Source organism: Lancefieldella parvula (genome assembly GCF_963547875.1).
GTDB classification, from domain to species: Bacteria; Actinomycetota; Coriobacteriia; order Coriobacteriales; family Atopobiaceae; genus Lancefieldella; species Lancefieldella parvula_D.
In genome coordinates this window covers 25,244-46,908 of the sequence record NZ_CAUUSI010000010.1, presented here as the reverse complement: position 1 = coordinate 46,908, position 21,665 = coordinate 25,244, and the positions used below count along the sequence as shown (strand labels likewise).

At 48.6% G+C, this 21,665-nt stretch carries 18 protein-coding genes and 2 pseudogenes; 12 read left to right on the top strand and 8 right to left on the bottom strand.

What is annotated here, in order from left to right; all coding sequences use genetic code 11:
* Positions 1-2: 2 nt before the first annotated feature.
* From RWJ96_RS04960 to RWJ96_RS04935, 6 genes are all read right to left on the bottom strand, one after another.
* Positions 3-1,763: an ABC transporter ATP-binding protein gene (locus RWJ96_RS04960; RefSeq protein ID WP_314019268.1), complete on the bottom strand. Its 1,761-nt coding sequence runs from the start codon at positions 1,761-1,763 to the stop codon at positions 3-5.
* Between the two features lie 4 nt (positions 1,764-1,767).
* Complete coding sequence (locus tag RWJ96_RS04955) at positions 1,768-3,528, bottom strand: ABC transporter ATP-binding protein (RefSeq protein WP_314019266.1); 1,761 nt, start codon at positions 3,526-3,528, stop codon at positions 1,768-1,770.
* A 103-nt stretch (positions 3,529-3,631) separates the two neighbouring features.
* A complete protein-coding gene (locus RWJ96_RS04950) occupies positions 3,632-4,606 on the bottom strand; it encodes an AraC family transcriptional regulator (protein WP_314019264.1) in 975 nt (324 codons plus the stop codon).
* Entirely contained in the window at positions 4,593-6,098 is a 1,506-nt protein-coding gene (locus RWJ96_RS04945; RefSeq protein WP_314019263.1) for an ABC transporter ATP-binding protein, read from the bottom strand. The genes RWJ96_RS04950 and RWJ96_RS04945 overlap by 14 nt, the downstream gene beginning before the upstream one ends.
* A 7-nt stretch (positions 6,099-6,105) precedes the next feature.
* Positions 6,106-6,840, bottom strand: coding sequence for an energy-coupling factor transporter transmembrane component T (locus RWJ96_RS04940; RefSeq protein ID WP_314019262.1), 735 nt, complete (start codon positions 6,838-6,840; stop codon positions 6,106-6,108).
* Complete coding sequence (locus RWJ96_RS04935) at positions 6,840-7,442, bottom strand: MptD family putative ECF transporter S component (protein WP_314019261.1); 603 nt, start codon at positions 7,440-7,442, stop codon at positions 6,840-6,842. The genes RWJ96_RS04940 and RWJ96_RS04935 overlap by 1 nt, the downstream gene beginning before the upstream one ends.
* 250 nt (positions 7,443-7,692) lie before the next feature.
* Here RWJ96_RS04935 and glmS point away from each other — a divergent pair, with 250 nt between their 5' ends.
* Together glmS and RWJ96_RS04925 are read left to right on the top strand one after the other, a co-directional pair.
* The gene (gene glmS, locus RWJ96_RS04930) at positions 7,693-9,522 is read left to right on the top strand and encodes a glutamine--fructose-6-phosphate transaminase (isomerizing) (RefSeq protein WP_035428624.1); all 1,830 of its coding nucleotides are present in this window, start codon (positions 7,693-7,695) and stop codon (positions 9,520-9,522) included.
* 402 nt (positions 9,523-9,924) lie between these two features.
* Positions 9,925-10,746: a hypothetical protein gene (locus RWJ96_RS04925; protein WP_314019258.1), complete on the top strand. Its 822-nt coding sequence runs from the start codon at positions 9,925-9,927 to the stop codon at positions 10,744-10,746.
* Positions 10,747-11,153: 407 nt separating this feature from the next.
* On the opposite strand, the gene RWJ96_RS04920 is transcribed toward RWJ96_RS04925, so the two are convergent.
* Complete coding sequence (locus RWJ96_RS04920) at positions 11,154-11,327, bottom strand: hypothetical protein (RefSeq protein ID WP_314019256.1); 174 nt, start codon at positions 11,325-11,327, stop codon at positions 11,154-11,156.
* 199 nt (positions 11,328-11,526) lie between these two features.
* Between RWJ96_RS04920 and RWJ96_RS04915 the strand changes: the two genes are divergently transcribed.
* The 9 genes and pseudogenes from RWJ96_RS04915 (at position 11,527) to RWJ96_RS04880 (ending at position 20,084) form a co-directional block, all read left to right on the top strand.
* Positions 11,527-11,706 (top strand): hypothetical protein, encoded by a 180-nt coding sequence (locus RWJ96_RS04915; RefSeq protein ID WP_314019254.1) that lies wholly within the window; start codon positions 11,527-11,529, stop codon positions 11,704-11,706.
* Between the two features lie 484 nt (positions 11,707-12,190).
* The gene (locus tag RWJ96_RS04910) at positions 12,191-12,529 is read left to right on the top strand and encodes a hypothetical protein (protein ID WP_314019252.1); all 339 of its coding nucleotides are present in this window, start codon (positions 12,191-12,193) and stop codon (positions 12,527-12,529) included.
* Positions 12,526-13,371, top strand: coding sequence for a nucleotidyl transferase AbiEii/AbiGii toxin family protein (locus tag RWJ96_RS04905; protein WP_314019250.1), 846 nt, complete (start codon positions 12,526-12,528; stop codon positions 13,369-13,371). Before RWJ96_RS04910 ends, RWJ96_RS04905 begins: the two co-directional genes overlap by 4 nt.
* Positions 13,372-13,691: 320 nt before the next feature.
* Positions 13,692-13,841, top strand: a pseudogene (locus tag RWJ96_RS06870) (DUF4160 domain-containing protein); the annotation flags it as partial.
* Positions 13,842-13,853: 12 nt separating this feature from the next.
* On the top strand, positions 13,854-14,291 hold the full coding sequence (locus tag RWJ96_RS04900) for a DUF2442 domain-containing protein (protein ID WP_314007597.1): 438 nt from the start codon (positions 13,854-13,856) through the stop codon (positions 14,289-14,291).
* A gap of 418 nt (positions 14,292-14,709) precedes the next feature.
* Positions 14,710-16,197: an ATP-binding cassette domain-containing protein gene (locus tag RWJ96_RS04895; protein WP_314019249.1), complete on the top strand. Its 1,488-nt coding sequence runs from the start codon at positions 14,710-14,712 to the stop codon at positions 16,195-16,197.
* Between the two features lie 201 nt (positions 16,198-16,398).
* Positions 16,399-17,985 (top strand): efflux RND transporter periplasmic adaptor subunit, encoded by a 1,587-nt coding sequence (locus tag RWJ96_RS04890; RefSeq protein ID WP_314019247.1) that lies wholly within the window; start codon positions 16,399-16,401, stop codon positions 17,983-17,985.
* Between the two features lie 9 nt (positions 17,986-17,994).
* Positions 17,995-18,711: pseudogene (locus RWJ96_RS04885) on the top strand (ABC transporter ATP-binding protein); the annotation flags it as partial.
* A gap of 164 nt (positions 18,712-18,875) precedes the next feature.
* Positions 18,876-20,084 (top strand): ABC transporter permease, encoded by a 1,209-nt coding sequence (locus RWJ96_RS04880; protein WP_314019245.1) that lies wholly within the window; start codon positions 18,876-18,878, stop codon positions 20,082-20,084.
* Positions 20,085-20,166: 82 nt separating this feature from the next.
* Here RWJ96_RS04880 and RWJ96_RS04875 read toward each other — a convergent pair whose 3' ends face one another.
* Positions 20,167-20,856, bottom strand: coding sequence for an SIMPL domain-containing protein (locus RWJ96_RS04875; protein WP_314019244.1), 690 nt, complete (start codon positions 20,854-20,856; stop codon positions 20,167-20,169).
* Between the two features lie 341 nt (positions 20,857-21,197).
* On the opposite strand from RWJ96_RS04875, the gene RWJ96_RS04870 reads away from it, so the two are divergent.
* Positions 21,198-21,653 carry a transcriptional regulator gene (locus RWJ96_RS04870; RefSeq protein WP_314019243.1) on the top strand — a complete coding sequence of 152 codons (456 nt, stop codon included), beginning with the start codon at positions 21,198-21,200 and terminating at the stop codon, positions 21,651-21,653.
* Positions 21,654-21,665: the final 12 nt, after the last annotated feature.

Here is a 21,665-nt window from a genome sequence, read left to right as displayed (position 1 = left end):
GTTTAACTGATCTTTTTAGAAATTTGCCAGCCTTCAATACGCGAGCGAGCTTCAACAAAGTCATGGTAGGGACCGCTGTGCGAGATAAGCTCCTCATGGGTGCCCTGTTCTGCAACACGTCCATCTTTAAGGAAGAAGATCTGGTCAGCTTCCTCAATTGTTGAGAGTCGATGCGCAATTTCAAGCACAGTTTTTCCCTTGCAGAGCTGTGTAAGGGCAGCCTGAATCTCGGCTTCATTTTCTGGGTCAACGTTTGCTGTTGCCTCATCAAGAACAACAATAGGCGCATCTTTCAAAATTGCGCGAGCAATTGAGATACGCTGTCTCTCGCCTCCAGATAGTCGCGCTCCACCTTCTCCAACTTTTGTCTTATAGCCCTCGGGCAGAGCTTTTATGAACTCATCGCAGCGTGCGGCCTTTGCCGCTTCTACAATTTCTTCAAACTGTGCATCAGGCCTGCTTAGGGCAATATTACGCTCAATTGTGTCATCCATAAGATAGACGTCTTGGAAAACCATGGAGAAGTCGGCAAGAATACTGTCGCACGAAAGCTCGAGTACATCGTGGCCTCCTATGCATACGGAGCCACCTGTTGCATCGTAGAAACGTGCAAACAGCTTGGCAGCAGTTGTCTTACCTGAACCACTTCCTCCAACAAGAGCTGCAGTTGTTCCCTCGGGAATAGTCAGAGACATTCCGTTAAGTACAAGAGGTCCATCTCCGTAAGCAAATGAGACGTCATGCATCTCAAGGTTGTGATGTTCAAGTTTTACAGCTTTGCAATTGTCATCGATTGCAGGTGCGGATTCGATAGCGTCAAGACGGTCGATAACTTCTCCAATGTGTCCAATTACGTAGGCAGCATCGCCACAAGCCTCGATTGATTGGAACAGCATAAAGGAGAACATCACTAGCGTGCAGAAGGTAAGAAGAGATATCGTGCCGTTCAGGAAAGAGATACATACGATAACAATGACGCCAATCGAAGCACTGCGTGTCACAAAGAGAAGCAAGGCGTTGAAGGGTTGGAAAGCAAGCTCGGTTTTGAGATTTACATTTCTAGAACGTGCGTATGCAGAGCGTACTGCTGAAACAGCAGCATCTACCTGCCGGTAACTCTTAACAACGGGCATACCGTGGATGTATTCCAACGTTGCTTGAGCCATATCCTCGCGTGCATCATTTTGTGCGGGCGACAAACGCGCGGAATTTTTGAACATCAGCTCCAGTACCACCGTTGCTACCGCAATCGCAGCCAATGCAAGGATACAGGCCCGCAGATCCATGAAGGCGAGAAACGCCACCATTGCAGCTGCGGTTATGTATCCGTTGCCAAGCATATCTACCATGCGCATACCATGGATTTCCACAAATGACAGCTCGGTTGTGAGTGCCGAGAGAATTTCTCCTGATGGGTGATTGTCAAAGTAACCAAGAGGGACGCGTTTCAGCGCTTCTCCGATACGTAAACGCACCTCGTTGGAACGTTCTGCAGCTACGGTTTCCTCGGCTCGTGCTCTTAACCACATAAGTGCTGCGCGTAGCGAAATCGAAGCAATAATGGCCAGTCCAGCCGTAAGTGCAATTTTTAGATCGGGTTTCTCGCCATATGATAAGCCGAGAAACCCGCACATGGCCCAGGCGGCAATAGCGATAGGTGCTGCTGAAACAAGTGAGATAAGAAAAGAGTATGCAAAGCCAAAGAGGATTCGCGTTTTCTTATTGCCCGTCCAACGCACCACTTTCATAAGCGCACTAAACATTACGCTACCCCTTTCTCACTTCATGAGTTCCATTGGAGATATGTGCTTCCCACATGCGGTGATAGAGGTCACTTGAGCCGAGGAGGTCCGTATGTGTTCCCTCAGCGACGATGTTTCCGGAATCCATGACTACTATCTTGTCAAAATTACGTACCGTTGAGATTCTGTGTGCGATTACAATCAGCGTCTTTCCACGTGCAAGTTCTGAAAGCGCCTGTTGAATGAGCTCCTCACTCTCGGGGTCTATGAACGCAGTTGCCTCATCAAGCACAAGAATCGGCGCGTCTTTTAGATAGGCGCGCGCGATAGAGATGCGCTGGCGTTCTCCACCCGAAAGAGCTCCTCCGGCTTCTCCGGAAAGGGTTTCAAATCCATTTGCAAGCTTATCTGCCAACTCTTCACAGTGCGCAGCGGCAAGTGCGCGCTCTACCTCGGCGTCAGTTGCACCCTCACGTCCGAGCCTTACGTTCTCAAAGATTGTTCGATCAAAGAGGAAATTGTCTTGAGTCACAAAGCTTACAAGACCAGCTAGCTGATCAAGTGGTATATCGCGAACGTCAGTTTCCCCGATACGGATTGTTCCTGATCCTGCATCCCAGAATCGAGCAATGAGTTTGGCCATTGTTGACTTTCCAGAACCACTTGGTCCCACCAGAGCACACGAGGTACCTTCAGGCACTTCAAGAGAGATTCCGTGGAGCACTTCTTCGTTGGAATATGAGAATCGGACGTTCTTGAATGAGATATCGTGGGACGTGATGATTGCGGGAGAGGAGGCTTCGGGCAAGGGTTTCATTTCTAACAGCTTACTAACGCTGTCCATTACCTTCTCGATTTCCTTAAACATATTGGTGTACTGCGTAATTTTAGTGAGAGGACCAATGACGCCGATTGATAACATACATGCAAGAGCCATCTGAGCTACGTCGATACTGCCCGAAGCTACAAGAATGCATCCAACTGGTACAACACCCAGAAGGAGCGTTGGAAGTATTGCAAACATGGCGTTCATGGGGATACGAGCAGACCTATACCAGGCAAGTGTTAATTTCTCAAATTCAGAGATATCGTTACGAAAGCGAGCATACGAGGAGTCGGCTTGATTGAAAGTCTTGATGACTTCGATGCCATCGATGTATTCGACGAGTGTTGAGTTAACGCGCTCACTTGCTGTCCAGTACGCTGCATAGTCTCGTTCAAAGTTTTTAAAAAGGAGCGAAAGGGGCACAATTGACAAGGCTGGTGCGATGAGCATAGAGAGAGCCAGCCGGATATCAATTGAACACACGATTGCAAAACACAAGATGAGAAGAAGCACATTGCTGGTAAATTCCGGGATAACGTGGGCAATGGGTAGCTCCATTTGCTCAATATCGTCAATGATTATTTTCTTAAGTGCTCCAGAAGGCGCTGATTGAACATCGCCGAGGGAGCATGCAGCAAGATGTTTGCAAGCGGCGTTTCGCAAGTTTTCAAGCGTATGGTAGGCAACGCTGTGTGATGTCGATGTTGAGGCTAGATAGCCTATTGTCTGAACTGCCACTCCGAGAAGGGCAATGAGCGCCCAGTGTCCAACTTCACTGATGGCAAGGGTGCCTGATAATGAGAGCGCAATCAACTTGTAGGCGGCAAAAAAGGGAACAATGCCTCCAACAACACCTACCACAGCACATAACAGCGAGGCTCCAAGTTTTAGACGCTGTCCGCGTGTAAATAAAGCAAGCTGCCGTATCCAACTGCTCTTTTTCTTTTTGCTAGGGTCCATGGGTCCTCCCAAACGACGAGTATGAGCAAATTGTATTTATAGCTCGTTGCATGAGAAAAGCCCGATTGTCGCGGCAAGCTCCAAGTGTATCTATGCGGGTGGATTATCTTTCTTGTCCAGCGCTTTCACGGTAATCGCCAGGTGCCATGCCAACGACATTACGGAATGTGGAAGCAAATTTTGAGGCATTGGTATATCCGACTTCAAATGCCACCTCACCAATTGGCTTGGAGGTTGTCCGGAGGAGCGTCGCAGCTTGTGCCATGCGATAGCGTGTGAGGTATACGTGCACACTGGTGCCATAAACCTCCTTGAACCACCGCTGCATGCTGGCATAGGGAAACTCGAACTCTTCCGAGAGCTCTTTGAGTGTTTTATGGGAAGAAAGATCAGAGGTTATAGCTCGTTCTATTTCCTTTACCTTATCAACCTGTGCGCGTGTGAGACCGTACTGTCCAATGCGTCCGCCTTCAGGAATATTACTGCCGAGAAACAAGAGAAGCTCCATAATCTTGAGTTTTAGGTAAGCATCTCTAAAGCGGTCATGAGCGTTGTATATCTCGCAGAAAATATGCTCGACCGACGGTCCGCTACGGAGCACGCTTGGTTCATCGCCTGAACAGAACCTCTCGTAGAGCTGCTTAACACTTACAGGAAAGCCCTCGGGAAACATTGATTGCAGCGATTTATCTGCTATGTCGGGATCAAGACAGACGGTGACACCACGGTAGTGTCCAAACGGAAACCGAAAGAGACTTTCATGTCTTGCGTGATCGTCAATGCCAAGATCACCTACGTCAAGGTACAGGCATGAGTCAGTCCCGGACTCCCACTCAATTCTTCCTTCTCGACAATAGTTCAGGCAGAGCATGCGTGATCCTGGGGTAAGCTTAAAGCCCGACTCAAGGTTCCATACGCTTGTAAAGTCATTGAACATGAGAGTAATTCCAGGCATGACGTCGTGCATTGTCATGATGCCCTGTCCGTCAGTACCTTCCGCCCTCCATACAGAATGATCTGTATCGTGCGTCACGCGACGGACGTTGCCACCCATGTCAGCATAGTTAGCAATGTCCATCGTGTCTCCAATCCCCTTCGTTTCTCTGAAGAGTGTTCTCAAAAAATGACAGTACCTTTGACCAGCCCGCATCGTCGAGCGCGCCTTGGTCTACAAACGATCCGTCTTCCATGCGGGCAAAGTCGGTGCAACATGCTCTGATGAACTCAGGATCATGTGTTACAACCACGACAGCTCGTCCTTCCGCTGCTGCTGCGGTAACGCTTGCAGCAACCTGTTCCATATGGGCAAGGTCAAGTCCACTGGTAGGTTCGTCAAGTACGAGTAGGTCACGACCTGATGCAAGTGCTGTAGCGAGGGCAACGCGTTGCATTTGGCCTCCTGAAAGCGACAGCGGATGGCGTTGTGCCAGTTCAGTTAAGTCCAACGATGCAAGTATAGTACGGGTAAGGTGCTCGTCAGCACGACTCGTGGAGTCGAGTACCTCATCAAATACGCTCTCTCGGAAGAGCTGGTGGCTTACGTCCTGCATAACCAAGTAGCCGTTCTTTGGTTTGCTTGAGAATGGGCTAGGACCTTCTCCAACATCTTTGGTCCCTTTGCAACCGCTCACAAGACCGCAGATGCAGCGTGCGAAGGTAGACTTTCCAGCACCATTGCTTCCGATGATGGCAGTGACACCTCCTCGCCTGAAGGCGATGCGAGAAACGTTGATGCCGCGGCTCGATTGCGGGTAGTGGTAGTCCATATCCCGTATGTCTACAAACTCGTTCTTCTCGCCCCGTGCGCAGCACTGTTCAGCTGCAATAGCTGCAAAGGTTGGTGCGCGCAGACCAAGCGCTCGCGCCTCGGCAGCAGTGGATGCATAGAATTGCTTGGAGTCAATCTCGCGTTCCACACTGCCTGAGCGCATCACAATAATGCGATCGGCGATGCCCTCCAACCAATGGAGTCGATGCTCGGAGATGAGCACAGTGCGGCCCTCAGCTTTCCATTTTGCAACAATCTTTCGGAGAAGTCCTATGGAAGCGAAGTCAAGGTTGGAGGATGGCTCGTCAAGGACAAGAACATCCGGGTCAAGCATAGTGGCCGAGCCACAGGCAACGCGTTGTTTTTCTCCACCAGAAAGTGAGAGGCAGCTGCGGTCGATAAGATCTGTGAGCTCCAGCGCGTTGGCGACGTCCTTTAAACGTGTGCGTATCTTGTCAGGTGCTATTCCTTGGTTCTCACATGCAAATGCCAGTTCACCGGTTGTGTCTAAACAGAAGAATTGAGTCTTAGGATTCTGGAAGACTGAACCGACCTTTGGTGCTAGTTCCCAAAGCTCGTGGTTGGAAGGTGTAAGACCACAGACCTCAATCTTCCCCGAGAGTTTCCCCTCATAATAATGGGGGATGAGGCCATTGACGAGCCTTGTTAGGGTTGTCTTTCCAGATCCTGAGGCACCCGTCAGGCAGACTACTTCACCAGGGGCTACGTTAAGGTTGACCTCGGAGAGGCTGTTTTTCTCGCTTGCCTGATAGCAGTAGCATGCATTTTTTATCTCGATCATTTCAATCCTAGTAGTAGAGCAATGGCGTGATTACCGCGCAGATAGTGGCTATGGCGAGAAAGGCGATTACTATCCAGTCTCGTACACGCATGCGCGCTTCGTTTATGTTTGTGCGAGCTGTTGGTCCACCGAGCCCTCGCACAAGAGCCGAAGCAGAGAGGTCTTCACCGCCTCGCACTGCCGAGACAAGCAGCGGTACCAGGTAATTCTCGATGGCGGAGATAGGGTTTCTGAACGTCTTGCTGCTGCGCATGCGTATAGCAGCAGCTATCTGTCGGTAGTCGTCGGCTATCGCTGGGAAGTATCGAAGCATTACGACAAAGGGAATTTCTACTGCCTGAGGCATGTGCATACGGTCGCATGCTGCCATGAACTCACTCACTGACGTGGTTGTGACTAGCCAGGTTCCCATGGCAATACCTGGGGCAAACTGCCTCACGATTCCCGAGATACCCAGCGTGACAAAAAGAGCAACTCCAGTGAGGCATGATTCTGCGATTGCTGCCACAGCGCTCGCAACCCCGTATAACGTGAGGTAGGTGATTGCTGAGCTGAAATGGTGAGAGAGGGCTAGCATGATGAAAGGTGTTGCAATAAGCAGCGGCTTAATCACGAGGAGAGGCCCCACGTTATAAGACCCAAGCATAATTGTTGAGACGACGAGTGTGGCAAGCACTTTAGTACGGGGATCAAGCACGAGCCCTCGGTTATTAGCAGTTGAGAGGAACAGCCCCTTTTTCATTATGCGATGCCGGCTCGCTCAAAGTGCTTGTGGAGGAGTTTCTTGCCGATGACGGCTCCGATACACCCTGCGACAAATGCAGCAAGAGCAAGAGGTAGAAGGCTCCAGTCAGGAATGTAGCTGGAGAGGGCGTTGGCATATTCCTGTCCGTAGCCAGAGGCGATACCTGCGAAGTAGCTCGCGCGATTCATGACGATGGGAATATAGTTGCCTATCAACCATACGCTCAGGACTCCGTGTGAAATTATGGCGCGTCCTGCGCTGTTATAGTTACCGCTTCTGAGGACAAGGTCGGCGAGAAGACCACATACTGGCCCTGTAATAAAGGCATATACGCCCATGCCACCGAGACCCATAAGGAGTCCGAGGATGGTTCCCATGATGAAAACCATTCCGAAATGCCTTACTTTTGTGATATAGAGCATGTACGGAATGCCTCCGATAAGCGGGCAGATGACGGAGAGCAATGGAATGAATATAGGAACGTAGCCCAGCATTGCCACAGCCATGATGATTATGAAGTAGAGAGCGGTGAAGATACCGATGTTTATAAGGTCCTTCGGTTGCAATCCTTTTTTCTTGACTGAGGGTGTTTCAGACATAATGCGTCTCCTTTCGGTTAGCTCTATCTAACTTATAAAGGATAGACACACAGAAACTCAGTCAATAGCCCATTTGTATCATTATGTCCCGTTTGAATCACGTAGCTACTATTCGCTTTCTGATAAGCATTTGCCAACTGCCTTTTTAATACCATACAAGTTCGCCTATATAACTCGCTAAAATAGAGTGGGTTGATTAAAACTAATCGTTTCTGTGACACTCCCAGAAGCACACGATTGGAGTTTATATATGTGCGGCATCGTTGGTTTTACCGGACACCAAAGTGCAAAAGATGTCCTCATTGAAGGTCTTAAACGTCTCGAATACCGTGGGTATGATTCTGCCGGTATTGCTTTGCAAAACACAACCAACGAAGAACTTACGGTCGTACATCGCGTAGGAAAAGTTGCGGGATTAGCTGAAGCGGTGGAGTACCTCAATAATGCAAGCCCCTGTGGCATCGGACATACCCGTTGGGCAACGCACGGCGCTCCAAGTGAGCGCAACGCCCACCCACATACCTCTTGTGACAATCAAATTGCCGTCGTACACAACGGCATCATCGAGAACTTTGCCGAACTCCGTGAGCAGCTTGAGGCTCGGGGGCACAAATTCCGCAGCGATACCGATACTGAAGTCGTTTCTCACCTTATTGAAGAAGCCTACAGAGGCAACCTTCGCGATGCTGTTGCCAAGGCATGCTCGCAAATTGTAGGAACCTATGGCCTTGCTGTTATATGCTCTCAGGAACCTGGTCGTATTGTAGTCACTCGCAAAGATTCTCCCATTGTCCTTGCACATGGCGAGAAGGGCAGCTACGTTGCATCTGACATCATTGCGGTTATCGAAGCCTCCCGAGATGTCACTGTTCTTGGTGACAACGAGTTTGCTGTTATGGAGCCCGATGGCATCAGCTATACCGATGCTGATGGAAATCCCATTCAACCTAAAGTCATGCATGTTGATTGGGATGTTGATGTTGTCGAGAAGGGCGGCTACCCCGATTTCATGCTCAAAGAAATCCATGAGCAGCCACGTGTTATCCGCGATACCCTTGCAGGACGTCTGACCAACGGCGTACTTTCCATTGATGAGCTGGGTATGTCCTTGGAACAGCTCCGTTTAATTGATCGCGTTTATATCATTGCCTGCGGAACTAGCTATCACGCTGGTCTTATCGCCCGTCAGCTTATTGAAGGCTGGGCCCGCATACCTGTCGAAGTTGAAGCTGCGAGTGAATTTCGTTATCGAAACCCCATTATTACTCCGTCAACGCTGGTAGTTGCTGTTTCTCAGTCCGGTGAGACCGCTGATACTCTTGCTGCCATCCGCGACGCCCGCATCAAAGGCGCTAAGGTTTTTGGTATCACCAACGTTATTGGTAGTCCCGTGGCCCGTGAGTCTGACGGTGTTATCTACACTAAGGCTAACAAGGAGATTGCCGTTGCCTCAACCAAATCTTTCCTTGGCCAAATTGTGAGCCTAACACTTCTTGCTATGGTTCTTGCGCAGGCAAAAGGAAAGCTCTCAATTGCTCAGATACGCTTGCTCTTTAAAGAACTTGCCGATACCGCCGAGCAGGTCGAAGAAGTCCTCAGCGATACAAAAGCTATCGACATTGCCGCGCAGGCCTGCAAAGATGCCAATGATGCTTTGTTCATTGGTCGTGGCATGGGAGCTGCTATTTGCTACGAAGGTGCCCTCAAACTCAAGGAAATTAGCTATCTTCATGCTGAGGCATATGCTGCAGGAGAAATGAAGCATGGCCCCATTGCACTTCTGTCCAAAGGCTATCCTGTCATTGCCGTGGCAACTAACTCTCCGGTATACGACAAGATGATCTCCAATATCCAAGAATCTCGAGCACGCGGCGCCATGATTATTGCTGTGGCGACCGAAGGTGATCAGGAAATCAAAAAGCATGCCGACTATGTCATCTACGTGCCTAAAGTCAGAGATGCCTTCTCGCCAATCATTGCTTCGGTACCTTTTCAACTTTTTGCGCGCTCCGTGGCTCTTGCACGTGGTTGTGACGTTGATAAGCCAAGAAACCTTGCAAAGTCAGTAACGGTCGAATAGTTGTGGCTGAAAGTCCAGCAAAGGTAATCAAAATGTTGGATAAAGCAAAACTTGAGCTGAAGAATTGCTATAAATTTTCAAGCGCACTACAGATATTGTCCACAACAGAACAAAGCAAATCAAAACTTTTCCCACTCGCATAGGTACGGACTGAAAGAGTGTATTTGTCTTTGTACGTAGACGCTGCCAGTTGAAAATAAGGCACTGTTTTATCTGCAGTAGCAATGAAAGCATCTGAAATAGAAACTCCTTGGAGTATGAACTGCCTCCCATTTCTTATGTCCAAGAAATGGGAGGCAGTTCAGAATGATGATGTTTTACTATAGAGGAAGCAGTCCTTTTCAAATGACGGGGGACAGCGCTAACGATATTCGAATTGATAATGTTTTTTTGGAGCGTCTAATGGATTTGATGTCGTTTATCAAAGATATTGCAACGCCAGTATTGGCTGTCATGGGTTCGACTATAGCGCTTTTTCAAGGCTATCGAGGCCATAAGGAGAAGATTAGAGCTCAGGCTGAGCAGATCAGTGCTTGGTGGGCGCGCGTTGACGATGACCGTTGTGACGAGAAGGAAGAAAACGATTCGCGAAATAGTGGCAATAAGTTCGGGCAGCCTCCGCGTGAAGATAAACCACAGTACCATGCTGGAATAATATTGCTCAACCAATCGCAGACCCCTATTAGAAATCTGGCTGTTTATGGGGAAGCATACAAAATGAAAAAAGGTAGTAGGAAAGACAAGCCAGTGAAGACACTCCTTCTTCAACCCATCTTGGTTCCCGGGGAGTTCATCTCATTTGCTGTTGTTGATAACAACAAACCCGATAAGCGTCCTTGGACCTATCCTGAGGAACTGTCTGTAATTAAAGAAACGATTGGTAAAGTACGGCCGATCATCAACGATGAGAAATGGAAAGTTGATGTATTCATTTTCGAGGATGCCGCTGGACGCTGTTGGATTAGAAGAGAAAATGGCAAGCTGTCTCGATATTGGTTTTATTACGTAGTAACTTGGTTTTATAAACTGGTAACATTTTTGAAATCGAGACTAAAACCCTCCGTTTCTGAGCAAGAAGAGCAGCACAAACAAACAGAATCCTCCAATAATGATTCTCGACCACTAACCAACCCGCTGAATTACAAGGAATGTTTCAAGAATGATGAGACTGAGAATGATGAGACTGAGAATGATGAGACTAAAGAAGTTAGCGTTTATAGCTGAATGAGAAAATGACGGTCCTTTTTTGTATGAACGATGCACGATGATGCTGTCAAGTTCGGTAGAGGAAAATAACAACTCTGAATGACTTCAGCATGTCGTGGGGCCGGCTGGATGATTCTCTCGAATTATGAGCGCTGAGCGCAAAACCCTGAGTCAGCTGCTGCATCGACAATATTGCGGTAGCTAGCTTCGCAAGCATGGTACTTGGAGTGATTGTCCTCGCTCTGGTCGTTGTCGTCAGGTGTCCGACCATCTACATAACCATATTGTGCTGTGCATATGGTGACAGATGGAGCAGCGGATTGTTAACCGTAACGCCATGTCATGCGAGTGCGGACCTGGTCGGCGAATGATCTACGGGCTTTTTCGCTATCAAACGAAGCTTAGGTACTTTAAATATGAGGGCTTCACTTGGTTACAAGCTTTCGCTCACGGTATCCATTGCGAACACAACCAAGCTCTTCTACTTGTTCAACCATTACGGTATTTACTAAGTCTTCAAGCAGTGTTCGTGCCATACCGTTTAAATCTAATTTGTGATCTTGGGTGTAGGAGAGCTCAGTTTCGTGTAGAGTTTGCATTGCGGTTATTTCCTTTCTGAATTGGTTGTGGTGACTATATTTTAGGAAATAACCGCACTTCTTTTAAACACCTGAAGTGCTTGCTTACACCACTTTTCGGGACACGACCCCAAGAAGAAACCTTGGGGATCCGATCTATTTCCGAATTGATAAAAGTATCTACTTCGAAGACTTTTCTCCAAACAATTTATTGAAAATATTGGAAATAGAAGCAGATAAGCAGTTGTTTCAGATTGTCAATCATGAAGATATCAATCGCCAGCAGGTGATACGGTTAGCGGCAAGAAAAATCCTCGTTACCGAGTCAAACGGAAGAACGGTTCAAGCCGCAGTTCGTTCAACCATAGAAAATCTTTTATCTGAGCAAGAACCTATGTAAGGGATAACGCTTTGGTAGCACAGTGAAAAGTGTGCAGAAAACGTCTGCTTGCTTATGTCAAATAATTCCCGTGTAGCTACGCGCGCCTACATCAACACGCCTAAAATGTTTTCTGCACCCTCCCATGCAAGCTTTAAATTATCTAATCATATCTAAGACTATGGCAATTTATACTATATTATAAGTATGATTGTCGTATGTCTTACCATTGGAGGAAAAAACGAAGAAAGATGCCCTCATAAAGTTCATGCATGAAAGCGCCGGTCGTGTTACCACCAAACAGGCACGTGAGGCGGGCTTCTCATCGAGCATGTTGCAGCTGCTCGTCTCCCAGGGCGTAGCGGTCAAGGAGAGCCGTGGGGTCTTTGCACTCGCGGATACACCGCTAGATGACTTCGCTGTCATCTCGCTTCGCTGGTCGAAGGTCGTCTTTCGCTGCAGTAGCTCACTTTACCTCCACGGCATGACTGATATCGTGCCGGGTGTGTACGAGGTCTCGCTCCCCCGGGGATATAAGGAAGATGGCATAGTAGGGGAGTTTCCCAACTGCCTTGTTTCGCATGAGGGCAAGGGGCTCTATGGTTTGGGTGTGGTGCAAGGCGAGTCTCCCGCGGGCACACCGCTGCTGCTTCATGACCGCGAACGCAGCATCTGTGACCTCGTGATGGCACGCAGACACGGCGAGGCTGACACCCAACTTCTCGGACAGGCCATGAAGGCGTACTTTGACTCTCCCGAGAAGAACTTGCCCCAGCTGATGCGTTATGCAAAGATCATGAACGCAACTGCAGAGATTCAGATGTACTTGGAGGTGCTGTCATGACAATCCTCAACGATGCAAGCCTGAGAGGCAAAGCGAAGGCTCTGGCAAAGGAGCACGGCCTTTCCGCCCAAGAGATTATGCAGCGCTATTTCTTCGAGCACCTTCTTATGAGACTAGAGAGGACGCAGTACCGTGAACACTTCGTCATCAAGGGAGGGTTGCTTCTTTCCTCGATGATGGGTGTCGCACAGCGTACCACCATGGATTTAGACGCGACTATTAGAGCTCTGACAGTGAGCGAAGAGACAGTTGCGGCTGCCATGCGAGATATTTGTTCCATCAACCTGGGAGATGGGATTACCTTTGCGTTCGAGCGAGTAGAGCCCATCCGCAAGGACGACGACTACGGCGGATTGCGTGCGCATCTAACTGCGACATTCGGGCGTATGAGGACGCCATTGAAGGTTGATGTCACGACGGGTGATGTCATCATCCCGAGGGAGATTGAATACCAGTTCCTCACCCTGTTTGGGGAAAGGTTGATTCATTTGATGTCGTACCCGTTAGAGACGTGTATCGCAGAGAAGTTCGAGGCGGTAGTGAAGCGTGGTGTCGCTACCACGCGTGCTCGAGATTTGTACGATCTCGCCACGCTCGTAAGACTGTACGAACAGACGATTGACTGGGAGACGCTGCGTGAGGCTATACAGCGCACCTCGGAGCATCGCGGTTCCTCAGACATTATGAAAGACTATGAGCTTGTTAGTCGAGAGATTGAAGGCTCCGATGAAATTGCCCGCATATGGAGCGCATATACGCGTCTGAATCCATATGCCTCCGCGGTCTCAGTGGTGGATGCCATGGACGCTGTTCGCATAATCGGGAAAAGAGCCAATCTCTGAGGAGCGCATGAGATTAGTGAGGTTTTGTTGCGACGAGGTATGCGAATTTGAAACTCATCTTCTCGCGATGACGAAGCCTCATCATAAACAATAGGTATGTAGTGAACTGTGTCCAAGAAATGGGAGGCAGTTCAATAGCAGGTGGTAATGGTTAAGGATGAATTATGGAGTATATCACGTTATCGTGATATACTTATCAAAAAGGAAAGATACGGATACCCACACTTACAAGGTTTTACGGGATAGTTATACGTATGTATTTCTTGGGCTCAGAGCACAATCTGCCTCATATCCATGCAATTTAGGATGAGGATTCTGCAGTCTTTGATAGTAATTCGGGTGAGGAGATTGATGGTAGCCTACCGCTTCGTGCTGCTAGTATGGTGCGAGAGTGGATAGAGATTCACCAAACTGAGCTTCTTGATATGTGGGAGACGCAAGAATTTAAGAAGATCGATCCGCTCGTCTAAAGGAGGCAGATTATGAAATTTCATAAGGTAAAAGATGTCTCCGCTCTGACTAGCTTAAAGTTAAGCGTTCAGTTTACCAACGGCACTACAAAAATCTACGATGTAGCTCCACTTATGCATCGTTTCCCGGTCTTCAAGACATTGGAGGATAACGAATCGCTGTTCAGAGACGTAGAAGTTGATCAGGGCGGCTACGGTATTATCTGGAACGACGACCTTGATCTCTCTTGCGACGAGCTATGGGAGAACGGAACGGAAGTTGCGACGCCGTTCGATGGGCTTATATCGTTTTCAGATGCTAGCGAACTTTGGGGCCTAAGTGAGTCCACTTTGCGTAAGGCTGTTTCATACGGCAAAATAGTTCCAGGAGTAGATGCTCGTAAGTATGGTAAGCAGTGGATTGTTGACCGTGATGCTATGTTGCGCGAGTACGGCAATCCTGTGTGCTAAGAGTTGCAAATACTCAATTTAAAATACTGTCCATTTCAGTGGACAGTATTTTTTATGTTATTCAGTTTTTGGATTTTGCCGATATCGGCAAGAAGTAGACTGTTTTTCGCAAAAGCTTGCTAGATTTTTGCCTATAACGATTCTGCTTAGGAAGATGACCGCAGAATATCTCTTGTTACCGTAAGTCTTGCAAGCTACTATAAGTTCAATTGAATTGCCGGAGCCTTTGGCAAGCGCTGGCAAGAGAAGGGATTAGGTGCATGAACAACTAGCGATACTCATAAAACCCGAATTTACGTAACGTCGCTGACGACACTACCGCGGGTGTAGTATTGCTTAATCATGTCTTAATTTATAGCCATTTACCTGTGCATTATTGCATGCTACTCCGCGTGGTCTTCGGCAGAACCGAGGTATCATGCAGCTTAATCTTTCAAATATTGAATATACCTATCCATCAGCGGTAGAGCCCACCTTACATGATGTGACTATTACACTCCCACAGGGATGGACCGGCTTTGTTGGTAATAACGGATCTGGTAAAACAACCCTCGCATGTATCGTATGTGGTCTATTGCAACCTGACAGGGGAGTTGTAAGCCCATCGTTTTTCTCGGCATATTGTGCTCAAAATGCAACGGAGGCACCAGCTAATCTTTTTGATTTTGCGGTTGCCTATGATGAAGCGGCAATTAAGCTGAGGCGAGAGCTTTTGTTAGAAGAAGATTGGCCTTGGCGTTTTGAGACGCTTTCGTGCGGTCAGCAGAAACGACTCCAGGTAGCGTGTGCTTTATGGGCATCACCTGACGTTCTTGTGCTCGATGAGCCCACTAATCATGTGGATGTGTCAACAAAACATGCTCTTTTTGCAGCTTTGTCGCAGTTCAAGGGTATCGGGGTGCTTATTTCACATGATAGGGAGTTGCTGGACAAGCTCTGTACTCAATGTTTGTTTGTAGCTAATGGCACGGCAAACATGAAATCTGGTAATTATTCCCAGGCATCGTCGCAGGTAGAGCTTGAACGTTCTAGCACGATACACGCAAAGGAAGCTGCGCAAAAAGAGAAGGCTCGCATAGAGCGAGAAACCCAACGGCGCAGAGAAGAGGCTTCTAGAGTTCAGGCTCGTAAAAGTGGAAGAAACATTGATAAGCATGACAGTGATGCGCGTGCAAAAAAGCGGGGCTATATAGTTTCAGGTCAAGACGGTAAAGCTGGGAAGCTTGCTGCTCGCATGTTGGATAGACTTGAGAAGGCAACAGGTAAAGCAACAGGTATTCAGGTTGAGAAACAATACGATTCCAATATCTGGCTGGATAGTGAAGCAAGTAAGAGAAAAGTTTTATTGAGGATGGAACCTACTGACATTCTTATGGGAGAGAGCTACCTACAAACTCCACCGCTGTTTATTGGTAATACGGATCATATTGGTGTTGTTGGCGATAATGGCTGTGGCAAAACAACGCTGATAAAAAATATTATTTCAAGTATTTCTGACGATGTGCGAATGTTATATATTCCTCAGGAACCAACTGAACTGCAGAAAAAAGAGACATTAAGAAAAATTAAAGGATTATCAAACTCCCAACGCGGAAGAGTGTTGTCTATTGTGGCACAACTTAACTCAGATCCTGATTATGTTCTTGCGGGTGAGTCAACCAGTCCAGGTGAAATGAGAAAGCTTATGCTTGCGCTGGGAATACTCGAGTCACCGGAGCTGGTTGTGATGGATGAGCCAACTAACTATTTAGACCTTGGTTCGACCGTAGCGCTTGAACGTTTACTGTCTGAATATCCAGGAGCTTTGTTACTGGTCTCACACGATCTCTCGCTGATTGATTCCGCTACATCTATAAAATGGAGCATTAAGCGATCAAACGGCAACTTTGAGCTTGTGGTGCAATAGGGCGAGAAACACGGTGGACAGTTACGAGGGTTGCGCGTTTGTGTTTGAGCGGCTCGCTGACACAGACCGCTGCTTTTATACCGCTCGCCGTAGTTGTTCAAGCAAGCTAACTTCTGCTGAAAAATTTTATATAAACTAAAAGGTCAAATCGATTTCTTCTGAGATTGCTTGTGTGTTTAAGCATGGATTTCGGAGGGGCCTATGCTTCACTTCAACCACGGTTCAAAGCAAGAAGCCAACGAGGGAAATGCGAGCGCTGCTGGCAACGCAGGCACGGGCGCTGCTGGCGTGAGTTCCGCTGGCGCTGTGGATGCTGCTGGTGCGGGCGCCGGAGCCCCTAACATCCCCACACCTCCTGAGGGATATCAGCAGGCAGCCTTTGCCTCTACGTTACCAACAATTGCTGATCAGACGGCTAACTTAAGCTCGCAGATTGGTGTCATTTCTCCAGGTGAAAGTGAGGAAGACGCTGAGGCTCGTGAAGCATACGAAAGTCTGGCGCGTCACCGCAAAGCTCGTCGTAAAAAGAAGCTTATTAAGGCAGGAATAACCGCTGGAGTCTTTGTTCTTCTCGTTACGCTGTTTATTTTGCCTATGTGTCAGGGCGGCCAGAACCAGAACACCACCGTGATGCCAAGCACCACGTTTGTCACGCGCGGCGAGTTCAGCGATTCTGTTTCCGCGTCTGGATCCATCAAGCCCGTGTCGTCAACCGTGGTAACTCCCGAGGTAGATGGCATTATTCAAGATGTTCAAGTTTCTGAAGGCACGTACGTTCATAAAGGTGACAAGCTCTTTACCATCAAGAATGACGAGCTGGACAAGGCTGTTCGTAAGGCGTCTCAGCAGGTAAAAGCAGCCGAAAACGAGGTCAGCAAGGCTCGTTCGGCCCTGGCTTCCGCACGCAACGGTGTCCCTGAGGCGGGCGAGGACGGCCAGGAGGCAAACGCTGCGTCTGTTGCTGCAGCTGTGGAAGCGGCGGAGGCAAATCTGGAGAGCGCTCAGATTGCGCTTGAGGAGGCTCGCTCCGCTTACAACGATGCAATTGCCCAGGCAGATAAGCGTGTAGTCACCGCTCCGTGCGACGGAACGGTCATTGTGATGAACGCGGTGAACGGAGCTTCTGTTGGCTCGTCCGCGCCAGGCACTGGCAACGCCGGTCCTCTGATTACTATCGCGGACCTTTCCCAGATGAAGGTAAACGTCCAGATAAACGAGGTAGATATTTCTCGCATCGCCGTTGACCAGAAGGCTCAGGTTAGTTTTACAGCTCTGCGAGACCTGTATTGCGACGCGGTCGTTACTCACGTTTCTGCTGTTTCTTCCAACGGTGCCGACGCAGGCGCAAGTTACGATAGCCCTGGTCGATCCATTGTTTCCTACACCGTTGACCTGCTTATTAGCAGTCCTGACTCCTCCATCAAGCCGGGTATGACCGCCAACGTGGACATCATGATTCAGCACATGGACAACGTACTGACCGTGCCTCTTGTTGCCGTTATGGACGACGGCGATGGAGCTTACGTCAACGTGGTTACTTCTCGTGACGAGAAGGGATATCCGCAGGTAGAGCGCGTGTCAGTGACTGTAAAGGCGCAAAGCTCTACGACGGCCGTCATTGAGGGTGCTGGCATTGAGGACGGTACTGAGGTGATGATTGGCGGCGGCGCTGGCGGCTCATCTCAAGGCGCGGCTATGGACGCTCCCGCAGGTGCAACATCTGGTGCGACGTCCGGCTCGGGGACCAGCGTAACGTCGGACACAACAGGCTCCAAAGACTCCAAGTAGGCGACGCGCATGTCCAAGGTAATTGAGGTACATAAGCTGCATCGCATTTACGAGACGGCTGCGGGTTTGACACACGCTTTACGTGGCGTTTCGCTAACTGTGGAGAAGGGCGAGTTTCTCTGCATCATGGGTCCGTCTGGTTCAGGCAAATCAACCCTGATGAACATTTTGGGTTGCCTGGATACGCCTACTTCCGGCTCGTACAAGTTAGAGGGTCTTGAGGTTGCAGATCTTTCCGACGACGACCTGGCGGAAATTCGCGCTACGCGTCTGGGCTTTGTCTTCCAGTCATTTAACCTGCTACCGCGCACTACGGTACTGCGAAACGTTATGTTGCCGCTCATCTACTCGGATATTCCCGCAAAAGAGCGAGAGTTGCGAGCTTGGAAGGCGCTGCGCTCCGTTGGCCTGCCTGAGGAGTACTACGAGCACAAATCAAACGAGCTTTCCGGTGGTCAGGTACAGCGCGTAGCTATTGCTCGCGCGCTGGTAAACGACCCGGCGGTCATTTTTGCCGACGAGCCAACGGGTAACCTGGACTCCGCAACCAGTGAGATGGTCCTCAACACGTTCAAGTCCATGCAAGAGCGCGGCAAGACAATCGTGCTGATTACGCACGACCCCGAGACCGCGTTTTGGGCTGACCGCGTGGTGCATATTCGTGACGGTCGCCTGCTCACCGACGAGCAGGAAAAGGAGTTTGTGAAGCAACACGCCGCGCAGTCCACGATGGGTGCGCATGCTGCACCGGGCGCACATGTTGAAACAGGCGTGGGTGCTGCATTGGGCGCACATGCCGCACCGGGCGTACACGCTGCGACGGGCGCACACGCTGCACCGGGCGTACACGCTGCGACGGGCGCACGACCCGCGACGGGAGGTGGCGCACTATGAGGCTGATGGATCTGCTGCGAGAAACCCTGTCTGCGCTCAACGCCAACCGTGGCCGTAGCTTGTTGACGGTGCTGGGCATTGTTATTGGCATCAGCGCGGTTATTGCCATGACGGCGCTTATCGACGGCATAAAGTATTCGCTGGTCAGCTCGCTGGGCCTCAACCAGTCGCGTATGGTCATGATATACGCGTGGCCAGACCGCGAGGTCACACAGCAAGATCTTGACATGCTGCAGCTCAGTGTACCTGGCTACGAGCTTGTGACCGGCATCGACTCCACCATGGCCCGAGTCAACTCGGCCGAGAAGCAGTTTGACGCGCGAATCATCGGCTGCACGCCCGACTACTTCACCGTTATGGGCCTCAAGGCATCCGCGGGCTCGCTCTTCACAAAGTCCGACGTAGATGACACATCTAGAAACGTTCTTCTCGACAAATTATCTGCCGAGAAACTCTTTGGCAGTGCAGATGCTTCCATTGGACAGGTTGTTCGCATCAACAACGACAGCTACACCATTGCGGGCGTGGTTGACAGTGGTCCAAACGGCGGCGGGCAAGGCGATACGCTGCTGACCTACATGCCTTACTCCACGTATTCCGCGCGCCTGACGGGCACCAAAACCATCAGCCAGGTCTTTGGTTATGCTCGCGAAAACGTTGACATGAAGGCGCTTGCGGATGAAACAAAGTCCTGGTTGTTGGACTGGTTTAACATTCCTTCCGCGCAGGCAGAAGATCGCGTAACGGTCATGACGCTCTCGTCCATCATTGAGCAGATGAACGCCACACTGATGTCGTTCCAGGTTCTGGTTACCGCTACGGCAAGTATTTCGCTTCTGGTTGGCGGCATTGGCATCATGAACATGATGCTCACCAACGTGACGGAGCGTATTAGGGAGATTGGCCTGCGTAAAGCTCTTGGCGCTCGCGCATCCGACATCACCAAGCAGTTTCTGTGCGAATCCATTTTGATTTGCATTATGGGTGGCGTGATTGGCATTGCCCTGGGTTACGCCGGAGCATGGGGATTGGCTGGCTCGTTTGGCAGCATGATACAGCTTGAAACTGGTATCACGCCCATCATCACGCCAAACATCGTGATGATTACCTCGGGAATCTGCATTGGCATCGGACTCATCTTTGGCTACTGGCCTGCTCGCCGCGCCTCGAAGCTCAATCCTGTGGAATCGCTCCGCTACCAGTAAGTGGGGTGAGTGCAGCGGGCGGCTGCTACAAGTAGGGTTTCTCGCCAAGCGAGAAACCCTTTGAGGTGCGGTAAATTACGGATTACAAAAGATCGTCTGGCGGTAGGAGCTTGATGTCCCATGTGGTTTTTACATAACAATTAACGTCAATATCTGACGGATCAAATGCAGGTACTTGATTTTTACTTTCGTAATCGTCATACGCACTACAAGCGCAAGCCGTATAGACAAAGTCTTTTTCTTTAATGTCATAAGTCGCATTTTGCAGTCCAACAACCTTTGCACCAGCTGCTTTGGCAAGAAGGTTAGCTTGCTGACGACAAGAAATAATAGCGTCAGTAGAAAGTTTGTTCTTAATAGGTTTTTCATTTTCTATTGCAAATTCAACTGAGAAAGTCACTTCATCTCCACACGAACTGAGTGCTTTCCAGATTTTCTCTACAAGGTCTGTCTCAAGTTGTTCTTTAATGGACAATTCTGCACGAAAATCAAATCCTTCAACAATTGTATGAGCAACGTAATAGCGCTCCCATTTTTCTTTTTGATACTGCTTAATCTCGTGAGCTGAAATCGAGTACCTATTGTTTTTCAGAATTGAAGCGGATAGTGCGTTTTGCTCAAGCGCATCTTTCATTGTCTGAAGCAGCGCGTTATATCTGGCGGTACATTCTTCACGGGTCTTCGAAGTTCCCTGAATAGTGATATCAACGTTTATGGTATCAGGCGGAACTTGCGTGCTCATATTTGTAGATACGTTAATTGTTCGATCCATGGTGTGTTCCTTTCAGAGATGTTAGAGAAAAATCAGCCGTTTGAACAGGTAATTTATTTCTCACTGTTGAATAATCATAGGTCCAAAAAAGATTCTGAGTGTCCAGTGTGGTGGACACTTTGATGGCTAATTTCAATAGAAATGAATCGCATTAAACAGCTAATTTTCATAGTATGTGTAGCTAACATTGATAGACTCTGCTGCTCTATAGAGATTAATTTTCATATAGGATACGTTTGCAATAAAAATATTCAGAAATAATTTTTGGAATACTATTTGACAATGAAATGATTTTGTATAAAATAATTGACATAGTAAGATAGATAGTAAGGAGTAAGTAAATGAATACGACAGACGAGGAGTTGATAAAACGCCTACAAGCACATTTGTCCACTATTCGTAAGTCAGCAGGTTGGAGCGGAGAGTGGCTAGCTAATGAACTTGGAGTTACAAAACAAACTATTAGTAGTTTGGAAACAGGAAAGACTCAAATGACAAAGATGCACTATCTTGCCATTAGAGCAGTATTCAACAATGAAATTGTAGTTAATGGAAATGAGGACTTGGCAAAAATAATTCAGTTATTCGTTGATCAACCGGTTATAGCAGAACTTGAAAAGTCTCAAATTACAACTGGTGGCGAAGATAGCGAACTGAAGACGGATTCGAAAGAAACTTTTAAACAAAGTGCAGTTTTGGGAGCCACTCTAATAACTGCTTCTATTGCTCCTGCAGCAACGGTTTTAGTTCCAGTTTTAGGCAATTTAGTCAAATTAATGAAGCAAGCTGTGAAGTAGAAAGAGGTAAAA

Coding starts and splice junctions, on each gene's coding strand:
- RWJ96_RS04895 (WP_314019249.1), top strand. CDS start 14,710: ATGCAGCTTAATCTTTCAAATATTGAATATACCTATCCATCAGCGGTA.
- RWJ96_RS04890 (WP_314019247.1), top strand. CDS start 16,399: ATGCTTCACTTCAACCACGGTTCAAAGCAAGAAGCCAACGAGGGAAAT.
- RWJ96_RS04920 (WP_314019256.1), bottom strand. CDS start 11,327: ATGCAAACTCTACACGAAACTGAGCTCTCCTACACCCAAGATCACAAA.
- RWJ96_RS04940 (WP_314019262.1), bottom strand. CDS start 6,840: ATGAAAAAGGGGCTGTTCCTCTCAACTGCTAATAACCGAGGGCTCGTG.
- RWJ96_RS04955 (WP_314019266.1), bottom strand. CDS start 3,528: ATGGACCCTAGCAAAAAGAAAAAGAGCAGTTGGATACGGCAGCTTGCT.
- RWJ96_RS04880 (WP_314019245.1), top strand. CDS start 18,876: ATGAGGCTGATGGATCTGCTGCGAGAAACCCTGTCTGCGCTCAACGCC.
- RWJ96_RS04870 (WP_314019243.1), top strand. CDS start 21,198: ATGAATACGACAGACGAGGAGTTGATAAAACGCCTACAAGCACATTTG.
- RWJ96_RS04950 (WP_314019264.1), bottom strand. CDS start 4,606: ATGGACATTGCTAACTATGCTGACATGGGTGGCAACGTCCGTCGCGTG.
- RWJ96_RS04960 (WP_314019268.1), bottom strand. CDS start 1,763: ATGTTTAGTGCGCTTATGAAAGTGGTGCGTTGGACGGGCAATAAGAAA.
- RWJ96_RS04945 (WP_314019263.1), bottom strand. CDS start 6,098: ATGATCGAGATAAAAAATGCATGCTACTGCTATCAGGCAAGCGAGAAA.
- RWJ96_RS04925 (WP_314019258.1), top strand. CDS start 9,925: ATGGATTTGATGTCGTTTATCAAAGATATTGCAACGCCAGTATTGGCT.
- RWJ96_RS04905 (WP_314019250.1), top strand. CDS start 12,526: ATGACAATCCTCAACGATGCAAGCCTGAGAGGCAAAGCGAAGGCTCTG.
- RWJ96_RS04935 (WP_314019261.1), bottom strand. CDS start 7,442: ATGTCTGAAACACCCTCAGTCAAGAAAAAAGGATTGCAACCGAAGGAC.
- RWJ96_RS04900 (WP_314007597.1), top strand. CDS start 13,854: ATGAAATTTCATAAGGTAAAAGATGTCTCCGCTCTGACTAGCTTAAAG.
- RWJ96_RS04875 (WP_314019244.1), bottom strand. CDS start 20,856: ATGGATCGAACAATTAACGTATCTACAAATATGAGCACGCAAGTTCCG.
- glmS (WP_035428624.1), top strand. CDS start 7,693: ATGTGCGGCATCGTTGGTTTTACCGGACACCAAAGTGCAAAAGATGTC.